Source organism: Chryseobacterium sp. SSA4.19 (assembly GCF_022601875.1).
Taxonomy (GTDB): Bacteria; Bacteroidota; Bacteroidia; order Flavobacteriales; family Weeksellaceae; genus Chryseobacterium.
On sequence record NZ_JAKVIP010000001.1, the window covers coordinates 169,797 to 182,349 of the forward strand.

The window sequence follows — 12,553 nt, forward strand, 5'->3', positions numbered from 1 at the left end:
ATTTAATAAAAATATTTATGGAAAACCTGCACGATAAAAGAAAAGTGTATGATAAATCCCAACTTATTGAAAGTGAGATAAAACAAAATCCCATCGAGCAGTTCCGCGACTGGTTTCTGGAAGCCGGGGAAAATCCTGATATTTCTGAAGCCAATGCCATGTCGGTTTCTACAGTGGAAGAAGACGGCTGTCCGCGTACCAGGATGGTTTTGCTTAAAGCATATACCCATGAAGGATTTATCTTTTATACCAATTACGACAGTAAAAAAGGAAGATCAATAGAAAAAAACCATACGGCATGCCTTCACTTTTTTTGGCCGAATTTAGAAAGGCAGATTATTATAAAAGCTCATCTTGAACGGATTGCTGAAAACCTGAGTGATGGGTATTTCCATTCCAGGCCGAAAGGCAGCCAGCTTGGCGCTGCGGTCTCCCCGCAAAGTCAGGAGATTCCCGACCGGGAATTCCTGGAAAGAAAACTGAAACAAATGGAGGAGCAGTACGAAAATACTGAAGTTCCACGACCTGTAAATTGGGGCGGATATATTGCAAAACCCTATGAGATTGAATTCTGGCAGGGGAGGCCTAACCGTCTGCATGACAGGATTGTCTACCAATTGGAGGGTTTGGACTGGAAAGTTTCCCGGTTAGCTCCTTAATGTAAATGAAATTATGAAAGATAACTGTTAATAATTTGTGACAGAGAAAACAAGTTATATTTTGCTAATAGTATAAGACGAAAAAAGCTGCTTCGATTGAAGCAGCTTTATTTATAATCTGTAATGGATTATTTTTTCTTTTTTCCGGCAGCCGCCGCAGGAGCATTAGCTGAAGCAACAGCAGCAGATAAATCAGCACCTGCCTTGAACTTGGCAACAGTTTTAGCTTCGATATTGATCGGCTTTTTAGTTGCAGGATTGATACCCTGTCTTGCAGCTCTCTCTGCTACTGAGAAAGTACCGAATCCTACCAAAGATACTTTTCCGTCTTTCTTTTTCAATGTAGTCATTACATTATCAATAAATGATTCTAATGCAGCTTTAGCAGCAACTTTAGAGATACCGGCATCTTTAGCGATTGCGTCGATTAATTCAGACTTGTTCATAATTTTTTTAATATTAAAGTTAGTTCGTAATTATAGCAAATATAATACTATTTTGTAAATGTGCAATTTATATGAAAAAAAATAAATAATTTTTTTGTTTTTTTGTTAAATTGGTTAAAATATGATAATTTAACATTTGACGAAAAATCTACGTTACAAGCCACTAAAATCATGCCAAATGCTTATGTTTATTGACTTTAGCAATAAAAAAGAATTATTTTTTATATTTATTAAATCCTGAATTCTGTGTAAACCATTAATGGTTTTTGCAAAATATTATAGATTTAATAATTAATATATGTAAAGATTGTATTTAATAAAATTAAATGGCTGTGTTTCTGTCAGTTTTAAATTCCTGTGAAAAAACGGTTTTATTAATTTTTATTAATAAATTTGCAGGATGTTAATAGAAGTTTTTAAGTCTAAGATTCACAGGGTGAGAGTTACGGCTTCTGACCTTAATTATATTGGAAGCATAACGATAGATGAAGACCTTATTGAAGCAGCTGGGCTGGTAGTCGGGGAAAGGGTATATATCGTGAATGTAAATAATGGAGAACGCTTTGATACCTATGTCATCAAAGGGAAAAGAAAGTCCGGAGAAGTTTGCCTTAACGGCCCGGCCGCCAGAAAAGTACAAAGGGATGATATTATAATCATAATTGCTTACGCTCAGATGACTCTTGAAGAAGCACAGAATTTTCAGCCGAAAATTGTTTTTCCTGATGAAAAAACCAATCTTCTGACGTAACCAATGGAGAAAAAAAATAATCCTGCAAAATCAATCCTTACAATAGTAATCTCGCTTGCTTTTGCAGGCTTTTTTTTATGGCTGGCACTTAAGGATTTTGATTACGCATCCTTTCAGAAATCCATATCAAAAGCCAATTACTGGTGGGTTTTACTGGCCGCATGTTTTGGTATTTCGGCCTATTGGTTTAGGGCAATCCGCTGGAACCTGATGCTGGAACCTATGGGTCACCAGATTTCAAATTCAAATTCACTCTGGTCCATATCTTTTGGATATTTAATGAACCTCACTATTCCCAGAAGCGGGGAAGTAGCCCGTGCAACAGCATTATATGGAGTAGAAAAAGTTCCTGTTGACCAGTCTTTCGGAACCATTATTCTGGAAAGGGTTGTGGATTTGGCTTGTATGGCTGTTTTTCTAGGATTAACGGTGATATTTAAGTATGATACTATTCTTTCTTTTTATCATTTTGTGATGGAAAAAAAAGAAGAAAAGTCAGAATTTGTTCCTAATTTTTTTGAGAGGCAAATCATGAAAATCGGAATACATGATTTTGACATATTTTATTTTTATTTGAAAATTATAATAGGGATGTTGATTGTTACAGGTCTTATTCTTCTCTATACATTTAAAAAAGAAAAATTAATTGATTTCGGGAAGGGAATTATTAAAGGCCTGACCTCTATATTTAAATTAAAACAGAAAGGCAGATTCATTTTCTATACGGCAGGCATCTGGATTTCCTATTATTTTGCAGCCTATCTGGTATGTTTTGCCTTACCTGAAACCTCGGGCTTTACTTTTGATGACGGCTTCCTTATTCTTACAGTGGGTACTTTTGGGATGATCATTCCTGCCAGCGGGGGTATCGGAGCTTTTAATCTTGCAATGAAATACGGCTTTATGGCACTGTTTATTTCTATGGGAAAAAGCGGTGAAGCAGGCGGCGAAATAGGCCTGACTTACTCTTTTATTTCTTTGCCATTACAGATTATCATTATGCTTACAATGGGCCTTATTTCTATTCCTATGCTGGCAAAAGCAAGGAACAGCAGGGTTGTAGAAAATAAATTTTAAAAATTCTCTTAATCTTCTCAACGATACAACATCCGGCTGTAAGGCCGGATTTTTTATGACCTGAATATATACCAATAAATTTAATGTTATTTACAATTTACATTATTATTCATGTCAAATTATTTTGGAAAACTTCTAAAACCGCCATACCTTAGATGAAGCAACATAGATAACATTAATAGTATTATGGCGATTAATTTACAGAAAGGACAAAGGATAGAAATAGGATTTACCAAAATGACCATTGGTCTTGGCTGGGATCCGAATGAAGGAAGAGGTTATGATTTTGACCTTGATGCTTCGGCAATTATGATTGACAGAGACCGAAAGCTCGTTAGTGAAGACTATTTTATTTTTTATAATAATTTACATTCCCCGGATGGTGCACTTACCCATACAGGTGATGATCCCAGTGGTAAAAATAGTGATGGTGACGATGATGAAGCCATTATTGTAGATCTTGAAAAAGTGGACGAGAGGGTGGATGAAATTCTTTTCGTGGTAACGATTGAAGATTTTGAGAGAAGAAAACAGAATTTCGGACAGGTAAGAAATTCATACATCAGGATTATTGACAATATCAGCCATCAGGAAATTGCAAAATATGAACTGGATGAAGATTTCTCTATTGAAACGGGAGTAGAATTCGGGAGACTGTATAAAAGGAACGGCAGCTGGAAATTTGAAGCTTCCGGGATCGGCTACCGCGCAGATCTTGCTTTTTTTCTTGAAAAATATTACAAAGGTCAAATCATTAAATAACGATGGCAATCAACTTACAAAAAGGACAGACGATTAACCTTCGTAAAAACGAGAGTGGAGATACTGTTTATGATCTTTCAAGTGTCACAATCGGTTTGGGTTGGGATGTTCGGAAACAGGGCGGCTTTTTAAGAAGATTACTTAACGGCAGCGGTGATGCTGAATATGATCTGGATGCTATCGCTTTCCTTTTGGATAAAAACGGGAAAGTTGCGAATATGGGAAAAACCTTGCCTTCAGCTCATGGAAAGGAATTGGTGCTGTACCAGAGCGATGTTATTTATTTCAATTCGATGCGGCATCCCAGCGGAAAGATATGGCTGACCGGGGACAACAGAACCGGTGCAGGTGACGGCGACGATGAACAGATTATTGTAAAATTGGATCAGCTGGACGAACGTTACCGGAAAATTGTTTTTGTGGTTTCCATTTATCAGGGTAATCTTAACAGGCAGCATTTCGGAATGATTGATAATGCCTTTATAAGAGCCGTCGATGCAAAAGGGAAAGAGATTACAAAGTTCAGCCTTTCGGGTGATGCCGGCATGAATGGAATGTGCTCAATGGTTTTTGCAGAAGTTTACCGTCATAATGGCGACTGGAAATTCCGTGCCATCGGTGAACCGCACCGAACGGACAATTTTATTGATGTTTTGGTGCCGTATACTTATTAGTAAACATTTGAAATTAGATTTTATGCTCAAGTTTGATTATTGAGCCTTTATAAAATTTCGTACAATCAAATAATTTCTTGAAATATTCATAGGTGTCATTATAAACAGGCTGTTCTGAATTTTTTGTACGGCATTGGTCTTCTGCAAAGGAGTAAAGATCTGTATGTTGATATTTCAAATCGGCTAAAATGTAATCTTCTTCTGTTTTTTTATCCATTAAAGCGGTAAAAAATATTCCGTAAATTAAGAAGTTATTGAAGTTTTCAGAATCAATAACATGGCTGCTGTTAAGCTTGCCATGTTGTTCGTAGTCTGAAAGGATTTGCTGTAGTTGCTGAATATTCGCAGAAGAGGTGATTTTATAAAAGAGATCAATTCCGTGTATGAAAAGCTGGATTTTCATTTCTTCCTTATCTGAAGAATATTTTGAATCAAACCAATTAAAAATACTCAGCAGTTCGTCTTGTGAAAGGCTTTCTATATTTTCATGAACTTTTTTCCGGATCAGCTCCAGGCTTGTTTTTTTGTCTTCTTCAAGAAATTTCAGAACCTGATCCTCTTCACGGCAAAGCTTGTTATACAAATTGATCTTTGCAGCAACAGGATTAACTTTTATGAAATAGAGCTTTTCTTCCATACTATTGTATACCTCTTATGACAGTATTTCCAAGACTAAGGTAGCGAAAAATTTAGATAATAGAACAGAAGCAGGGATCTGATAATTTTAGTAATCCTTTTTTTTTCTACATAAAGTGAATAATGGTAAGGCTTTAGCATGTTAAAATTAAATTAATATGCTGTTTTATGAACCAAAAAGAAATGTCTTTAATGTGACTGAGGATCAAAATATGCTCTAAAGGTGAGAGGATCTTCCGTTTTTTCTTCTGCCGTTTCAATATATTCATGGTATTCTTCCGGATGCATTTGCATATAAACCATAACGATGGACAGATTGATAAACAGATTCCTGTCTTCCGATCCGAAGTTTAAGGCCATCTCTAAATACTCCAGTGCCGTTTCATTTTCTCCCATATCCGAATACACTGCACCGATATTAATTAAAGCAGCCGTATTCTGAGGCTCAATAAGCAGAATTTCACCTAATTCCTTAATCAGAAGATCATTGATGGCATCCCAGTGATCTTCATGATCCCATCTCTTCGCCTGAAGTTTCTTTACGTTTTCTAACCGTTTGATAATCGTATTCATGATGTAAAATTACGAAAATGTAAATGCTTATTATTTCTAAATTTTATCTGCTATTAAAAATATAACCCAAATTATTTATAAAGTTATCTAAAGATTGAGATTGTTGACATTATTTTAATTCAAAAATAAGCGACATTCTTTCGTATTTTGCTTTCATCATAAGCTGGTCTTTCGATATCTGTACAGGTACTTTATTTTTGATATATTCAATCCCGGTTACATTGGTGTAATTGTTAGATCGATAATCAATATAGGTTAAAGAATTCCTGGGAAGTATAACCGATATTTTATTGTAATCCTCAATAATATAATTCAGCTTTGCTTTATCATTTGCTTTTCTGAAATCTCTGAATTGAGTAACCTTACTGGAGATAAGCTGGATTTTATGTTGTAAATCTTCACTGTTGACATCTTTATAAAATGTTAATGTTATTTTTTGATCTTCAGAAGTGAAATTCTGAATATAAAAATAGAATGGCATTGAACAGCTGTTCAGCATAAAAAGTAAAGAAAAGCTGATAAAGAGGTTGATTTTATTTTTCATGAATTAAGGTATCATTTGTAACTGTTTAAAATATTGACTTCCCAGGTTTATCATTTCTGTTATTTAAAAAATCAGATTTTCATAAACCATGTTGCAATACTTCAAGAACTTTTTATTCAGAATTTTTCTGTTAATGATTTCATTTTCATTATTCCTTTTAAAGGGATGAAATATTATATTCTGTCGGATATCCGTAATAAAATGAGGCACATAATTAGGATAAAATCAGAACGCTAAATATCATGCTAAGAGAATTTCTTTTCCGTAATTCATATTCCTTATCATTTTTTTCCGGTAATTATTTTCTCTTTGTGATTTTTTATTTCGATTTTTTTATTTGCGAAAGAATAATGAGAAGAACTAGTCCTGCAATTCCCATGATTACCATAACAAAGCTCGTGACGAAATTGTAAAATAAGGATCCCTGAAAATAAAACAAATCCGTTGATAAAAAGAATTTACTTTTCTGCGGATGTTCAGGAGTATAGAAAGCAATAAAATCTTTCTGTTCAATTTTCTCTGAAACTGATTTAGAAAATTCACTAACCAGCTTATCATGCTCAGTTCCGTTCCAGAAAGGATAATATTTTTTTAAAACTTCAGATTCTTTATTTTTATATAACTTTCCGCCAGACTGATATTCATATTGGATATCCACGTAAGAATTTCCCATACGTTTATAACCGCTGTCCCAGTCAGGAAGAGCTTTTATTTCTTTCGGATGAATCGCTTTCCAGTTCCAGTGGGATATTTTGAATTCCTGAATCCTGAGAAAGGGGGAAAGAGACATCACGATAATAAGCACCAGATAAACAACAATTAAAGTTATTGAAAATTTTCTGATAACATACAGAAAGCTGCTTTTTAAATATTTTAAATTCTTAAAATTAACAGCAAGGGTGATCAAGAAAGCATATAAAAAATAGGTTACAGGGTTTTCTATAAATACGATAAATATCATTAAGGCAGCAATCACTACAAATCCTAAGAACGTAAAAAATGTATCTGTAAATTTTTTTATCATAATATTGATAATTTACATTTAAAAGTTACATGCTCCATAAACTCCATTTTGATTGTACTGCAGATGGGTTTATTTCTTTTAATTTGTTATAAAAATTAAGAAAATTCTTATTCCAGACTGAATAGTTATGGGCAAATTTAAAAGCGACTTCTTCACCGATATTGTTAATTTTCACCTGCCAAATCCTGCTGTTATTGATTTGATAGGATGTTTTGCTGAGTTCCGTAATATCTTTTAAATCAAACTTTGCAGCCTGTTGGTTCTTATTGACAGCATAAAAATAATCATCATCAAAATAAAAATCATCTCCAGAGACTATCTTTTTTTCAAAGCCGAACAAAAATGGCTTGCCGGAAATCTTATATCGCTCTCCGGAATTAAAAGTGCCGTATTCCAGATTGTTATTTCTAGGTATTGCTGCCGTAAAATATTTTTTATAAACTTCACGGACAATCAGTCCTCCCAGAACAAGCCCGGAGAGAGTAATGATAATCAGATACGTGTCACCTGTCTGTGACATGGTCAGTGTAAGTGTCGTAATCAATACTGCATAAAGAAATACGTAGAGAATAATTCGTTTTACCATGGAATATATTTTAAGATTCTCAATGCAAAAATTAATCCTCTCATGCATGGATATAAAAAAAGCTTCTGAAACCAGAAGCTTAATATGATTATCCGAACGCTCTTTTAAGCAAACTCTCTACTTTTGGTTCGCTGCCTCTGAAGTTTTTAAACAGTTCCATCGGGTCTTTTGTACCACCCGACGAAAGAAGGGTTTTGAATTTAGCAGCAATTTCAGGATTGAAAATTCCATTTTCTTTAAAATACTGGAAAGCATCTGCATCCAGAACTTCAGCCCATTTATAAGAATAATATCCGGCGGAATATCCACCCTGGAAAATATGCGAAAAACTCGGGCTCATAGCAGTTTCAGGATTGGAAGGATATAATTGCGTATCTTTTGTATATTGGTCTTCAAATTCTTTTACGCTCTTATGATCAAGTTCTTCAACTTTTGAATGATAATTCATATCCAGCAATCCGAATCCAATCTGTCTCATGGTCTGATAACCTTCCATGAAATTCTTGGACTGTGCTATTTTTTCAATTTTTTCATCTGGCAGTATTTCTCCGGTTTTATAATGTTTGGCAAATGTTTTTAAAAATTCCGGTTCATAACAGAAGTTCTCAAGAAACTGGGAAGGCAGTTCAACAAAATCCCATTTTACGGAAGTTCCGGAAAGAGAAGGATATTGCGTATTTGCCAATATTCCGTGGAGCGCATGGCCGAATTCATGGAATAAAGTGGTCACTTCCTGGAAGGTCAGAAGGCTCGGTGCGTCTTTCGTTGGTTTATTGAAATTGCAGACGATAGAAATATGGGGACGGGAATTTTCACCATTCAATATATACTGGCTTTTATAGCTCGTCATCCATGCGCCGGCTCTTTTGCCTTTTCTAGGGAAATAATCGACATAAAGTAAAGATTTATATGTGCCATTTTCTTTTACTTCATACACTTTTACGTCTTCATGGTATTTTGGAATATCATCTCTTTCTTCAAATGCCAGTCCGAATAAGGTATTTGCCAAGCCAAAAACTGCATCCTGGACCTGATGTAAAGGAAAGTAAGGTTTCAGTTCTTCATCATTCAGGTCATATTTGGCTTTGCGGAGTTTTTCCGCATAAAAAGCATGGTCATAGCCCTGAATTTCTTCAATTCCGTCTTCTTTAGCCAGTAATTTCAATTCCTCAATTTCTTTTTCAGCATAAGGTTTTGCCTTCACCAAAAGTTCGTTTAAAAAGTCAATCACTTTTGTCGGGGATTTGGCCATCCTTTCTTCCAGAACAAAATCTGCATAATGGGTATAACCCAATAATTCTGCTTTTTGCTGTTTTAATTGAAGAAGTTCCATAATTAAATTCTGATTGTCAAACTCGCCGCCGTCGAAAGATTTTTTACCGTTCGCCAGGGCAAGTTCTTTTCTCAGTTCACGGTTTTTCGCATACGTCATGAATGGGATATAACTCGGATACTGTAAGGTGACCACCCAGCCTTCCAGATTCCTTTCTTTGGCTTCTTCAGCATACTGTTCCAGAATCGCATCAGGAATGCCTGCCAAATCTTGTTGATTGGTAATATGTTTGAAATAATTATTCGTTGAAGCCAGTACGTTTTGTCCGAACTGAAGTGATTTTAAAGATAAATCCATGCTGATTTTCTTTAACTTTTCTTTATCTTCTTCATTCAGCAAGGCGCCGCTTCTTACAAAGCCTTTATAAGTTTCATTCAAAAGCATTTGCTGCTCTTCATTAAGATTATATTTCTCTTTTTCATCGTACACTTTTTTAATTTTATTAAACAAAGCTTCGTTTTGAGAAATCTTTGAAGAATATTCCGTTAAAATAGGAGAAACTTCCTGAGCGATCTGCTGAAGCTCATCACTGGTTTCTGCCGAATTCAGGTTGAAAAAGATGTTGGATACTCTATCCAGCTGTTCTCCCGAATAAGCCAGTTTCTCAATCACATTTTCGAAAGTCGGCTCTTCCGGATTGCTGACAATGGCTTCGATTTCCTGCTCAGATTTTTCAATCAGTTCTTTGAAAGCCGGAAGATAATCTTCGTTTTTAATGGAGCTAAATGGAGCTGAATCATATGGGGTAGTAAACGTTTCTTTTAAAATATTCATGTTTCATGTTTTAATTATAGTAAATGTAATTAATCGTTTTTATCCGACAGTTCAATGGCTCAAAAATAATGCCTTGGCAAAAAGATATGACAAAATGGTTGGTGATCACAAATCTTGTCATAGGAAAAGTAAAGTCAGGCTTCAAATAGTTAATTTTGGAAGACAGGCTGAACAGCTCTGTCAATGTAAAATTTTAATTTAAAACAATGTAAACTATGAAAACCATTTTAAAGATTCTGGGTATTCTTATTCTTTTGATTATTGTGTATGCAGTAATTGCCATGCTGGCCTTCGGTAAAAATTATCACTATGAAAAATCTTTGGTGATAAATGCTCCCAGAGAGAAAGTGTGGCAAAATATACATTCGATGAAAGCTTTTAACCGATGGAATCCGTGGATGAAATTAGATAAGTCCATGAAAATTGTTTATACCGGAAATTCCGGACAAGTGGGAGATAAATATTGCTGGGACAGTAAAAATGATGACGCGGGAGCGGGCTGTCAGGAAATAAAAGATCTGGTTTTAAATGAGAAACAAAAAACAGAGATGACTTTTATAAGACCTTTTGAAGGGGAGTCAACTTCTGAAATTATCTTATCTTCTGAAGGAAATTCCACCAAAGTAACCTGGACCATGGATACCGAACAGGATGCAATGATGAAAATAATAAGACCGATGATGGATTATCAGATGGGCAAATCTTATCAGGAAGGTCTGAATAACCTGAAAATACTGGCAGAAGCAAAATAAAATAAATTCTTCATCAAAAATTATCAGATGTAGGCTAATACTTTAATTCCATATATCAAACCGGTATACATTATTATCTCATTATCTTTATATTGCAGTAGTGTTTTTGGTTTCTCAGATAGTAACTATAGTTATTTAAAAAATATTATCTTTATGATAAAGAATAGATTCATGGAGAAGATAATATTTGAAAAAAATAATATAAGAAATTATGTAAAAGCCGTCATTGCTGAAAAAATTCAGAAACTTAAAAATTTCATGGAATTCACCCTTGAAGCAAGCCGGGATATTAAAAAAACTCCTAAATACGACAGCATGAGAGAAGAGATGCAGGAGGAAATTTACCAGATGCAACGTCAGCTGGCAGCTTTAAATGATTTGAAAAGAAATATGGCAAAAGTACTGAATAACTCAACCGAAAGAGTTCAGCTCGGATCTCTGGTAATTACCAACAAAGCCCGGTTTTATATTTCAGTTTCCCTGGGAGAGTTTTTTTTTGAGGGCGACCGTTTTTATGCAATTTCCCCTGAAAGTCCTATGGCCAGGACAATGATGGGAATGACATCCGGTGATGAATTTACTTTAAACAATATTTACCAGAAAATCGTAGAAGTATTATAAAATTCTTTCTATACTAAAAACTTCAAATTTAATTTGGGCTTTTATTTTTATTTAGTACCTTGCAATGCAGAATACTAAACTATGACATTTCAACAATTAAGAACAAGTAAAATGAATCAGTGGGTCATAATCCATTTGCGCTATCTCGTAGGATTTGCCTTCATTCCGTCTGGATTGATAAAACTAATGGGAGAAAGATTCACCACCATCCATGCAGATAATCCGGTAGGATATTTCTTTGAGGCTTTATATCAGTCGGGAGCTTACTGGAATTTTCTGGGCTGGGCCCAGGTTATTGCCGGAATACTGCTGATTACCCAACGGTATGCTACTTTAGGAGCCCTTATGTTTTTTGCCATTCTGACAAATATCTGGATCATCACCCTAAGCTTATCATTTAGCGGAACCTGGATCATTACTTCCTTAATGATGATTGCGGTAGTCATCCTGCTGATTTGGGATAAGCATAAATTGCTGCCAATCATTAATCAGAAATATGTCATGAATGATTTTTCCGAGCCTTCACGCTTATGGATGAATTCGGGAGTTATTTATGCTATCTGTTTTATAATGCTTTGCCTCATGGGGAATGTCAATGAAAACATCTATGCAAAATGGTTTTCCGTGATGTTGGCTTTGCTTGTTCTGGCTACTTTTGCTGTAAGTAACTACAGGGCATATAGAAATCGGAAATTAATATTGAATGCTTAACATGATAAGTATGTGATAAATTAATTACATCCTGTAAATTTGCATCCATGAACAAAGCAGAAATTTTAAAAGAAATCATAGAGCAGAGAAGAAGTATCTTCCCAAAAGATTATACAGATGCAAAAATTCCTCAGGATCTTATTGATGAAATTCTGAATTCAGCGATCTGTGCACCTAACCATAAACGGACGAAACCATGGCGTTTTAAAATATTCAGAGGCGAAGAGAAGTCTGCACTGGCTTCGGAAATGCAGGCTATCTATAAAGCTTCCCAGCCCGGGCATCTTTTCCTGGAAAAAAAATACAATGACATCGGCTTTAAAATCAATAAAGCGGACACGGTAGTTTCCATTATGGTCAATTTCAGCGGAATGGTTCCCGAATGGGAAGAAATTGCTGCCGTTTCCATGGCGGTTCAGAACATGTATCTGACCTGTACTGCAAATGGTATCGGCTGTTACTGGAGCTCTCCTAAAATCGTTGATCATCTGAAAGAATCCTTAACCATTGAGGAAAACCAGAAATGTTTGGGGTTGTTTTACATGGGTGAAACTTAGCCTTCTAACGGGTGATTCCTATAGGTGTATCTAAATGAAATATTCATCATCACACTCACCATGTAGATTGATA

The 12,553-nt window shown here is 35.2% G+C and carries 16 protein-coding genes; 9 read left to right on the forward strand and 7 right to left on the reverse strand.

Annotation, left to right across the window (positions count from 1 at the left end):
• Positions 1-17 precede the first annotated feature (17 nt).
• Complete coding sequence (gene pdxH / locus MKJ01_RS00790; protein ID WP_241610965.1) at positions 18-659, forward strand: pyridoxamine 5'-phosphate oxidase; 642 nt, start codon at positions 18-20, stop codon at positions 657-659.
• 128 nt (positions 660-787) lie between these two features.
• On the opposite strand, the gene MKJ01_RS00795 is transcribed toward pdxH, so the two are convergent.
• Positions 788-1,105: an HU family DNA-binding protein gene (locus MKJ01_RS00795; RefSeq protein ID WP_241610966.1), complete on the reverse strand. Its 318-nt coding sequence runs from the start codon at positions 1,103-1,105 to the stop codon at positions 788-790.
• 400 nt (positions 1,106-1,505) lie between these two features.
• Here MKJ01_RS00795 and panD point away from each other — a divergent pair, with 400 nt between their 5' ends.
• The 4 genes from panD (at position 1,506) to MKJ01_RS00815 (ending at position 4,369) form a co-directional block, all read left to right on the forward strand.
• A complete protein-coding gene (gene panD, locus MKJ01_RS00800; protein ID WP_241610969.1) occupies positions 1,506-1,856 on the forward strand; it encodes an aspartate 1-decarboxylase in 351 nt (116 codons plus the stop codon).
• Positions 1,857-1,859: 3 nt separating this feature from the next.
• Entirely contained in the window at positions 1,860-2,933 is a 1,074-nt protein-coding gene (locus tag MKJ01_RS00805; RefSeq protein WP_241610970.1) for a lysylphosphatidylglycerol synthase transmembrane domain-containing protein, read from the forward strand.
• A gap of 186 nt (positions 2,934-3,119) precedes the next feature.
• Positions 3,120-3,695, forward strand: a complete 576-nt coding sequence (locus MKJ01_RS00810; protein ID WP_241610972.1) for a TerD family protein — start codon at positions 3,120-3,122, stop codon at positions 3,693-3,695.
• A 2-nt stretch (positions 3,696-3,697) separates the two neighbouring features.
• On the forward strand, positions 3,698-4,369 hold the full coding sequence (locus MKJ01_RS00815; protein WP_241610974.1) for a TerD family protein: 672 nt from the start codon (positions 3,698-3,700) through the stop codon (positions 4,367-4,369).
• A gap of 13 nt (positions 4,370-4,382) precedes the next feature.
• On the opposite strand, the gene MKJ01_RS00820 is transcribed toward MKJ01_RS00815, so the two are convergent.
• The 6 genes from MKJ01_RS00820 to MKJ01_RS00845 all read right to left on the reverse strand — a co-directional run bounded on the left by MKJ01_RS00820 (position 4,383) and on the right by MKJ01_RS00845 (position 9,839).
• A complete protein-coding gene (locus MKJ01_RS00820; protein ID WP_241610975.1) occupies positions 4,383-5,006 on the reverse strand; it encodes a hypothetical protein in 624 nt (207 codons plus the stop codon).
• Between the two features lie 188 nt (positions 5,007-5,194).
• Complete coding sequence (locus MKJ01_RS00825; RefSeq protein ID WP_241610977.1) at positions 5,195-5,578, reverse strand: tetratricopeptide repeat protein; 384 nt, start codon at positions 5,576-5,578, stop codon at positions 5,195-5,197.
• A 109-nt stretch (positions 5,579-5,687) separates the two neighbouring features.
• Positions 5,688-6,122, reverse strand: a complete 435-nt coding sequence (locus tag MKJ01_RS00830; RefSeq protein ID WP_241610980.1) for a hypothetical protein — start codon at positions 6,120-6,122, stop codon at positions 5,688-5,690.
• Positions 6,123-6,441: 319 nt separating this feature from the next.
• Positions 6,442-7,146 carry a hypothetical protein gene (locus tag MKJ01_RS00835; RefSeq protein WP_241610982.1) on the reverse strand — a complete coding sequence of 235 codons (705 nt, stop codon included), beginning with the start codon at positions 7,144-7,146 and terminating at the stop codon, positions 6,442-6,444.
• Positions 7,147-7,171: 25 nt separating this feature from the next.
• Positions 7,172-7,732, reverse strand: a complete 561-nt coding sequence (locus MKJ01_RS00840; protein ID WP_241610984.1) for a hypothetical protein — start codon at positions 7,730-7,732, stop codon at positions 7,172-7,174.
• Between the two features lie 88 nt (positions 7,733-7,820).
• Entirely contained in the window at positions 7,821-9,839 is a 2,019-nt protein-coding gene (locus MKJ01_RS00845; RefSeq protein WP_241610986.1) for a M3 family metallopeptidase, read from the reverse strand.
• A gap of 215 nt (positions 9,840-10,054) precedes the next feature.
• Here MKJ01_RS00845 and MKJ01_RS00850 point away from each other — a divergent pair, with 215 nt between their 5' ends.
• From MKJ01_RS00850 to MKJ01_RS00865, 4 genes are all read left to right on the forward strand, one after another.
• Positions 10,055-10,591 (forward strand): SRPBCC family protein, encoded by a 537-nt coding sequence (locus MKJ01_RS00850; protein WP_241610988.1) that lies wholly within the window; start codon positions 10,055-10,057, stop codon positions 10,589-10,591.
• Between the two features lie 171 nt (positions 10,592-10,762).
• Positions 10,763-11,212 carry a hypothetical protein gene (locus MKJ01_RS00855; protein WP_241610990.1) on the forward strand — a complete coding sequence of 150 codons (450 nt, stop codon included), beginning with the start codon at positions 10,763-10,765 and terminating at the stop codon, positions 11,210-11,212.
• Positions 11,213-11,323: 111 nt separating this feature from the next.
• Positions 11,324-11,923 (forward strand): DoxX family membrane protein, encoded by a 600-nt coding sequence (locus MKJ01_RS00860; protein WP_241610992.1) that lies wholly within the window; start codon positions 11,324-11,326, stop codon positions 11,921-11,923.
• Positions 11,924-11,970: 47 nt separating this feature from the next.
• Positions 11,971-12,480 (forward strand): nitroreductase, encoded by a 510-nt coding sequence (locus tag MKJ01_RS00865; RefSeq protein WP_241610994.1) that lies wholly within the window; start codon positions 11,971-11,973, stop codon positions 12,478-12,480.
• Positions 12,481-12,553: the final 73 nt, after the last annotated feature.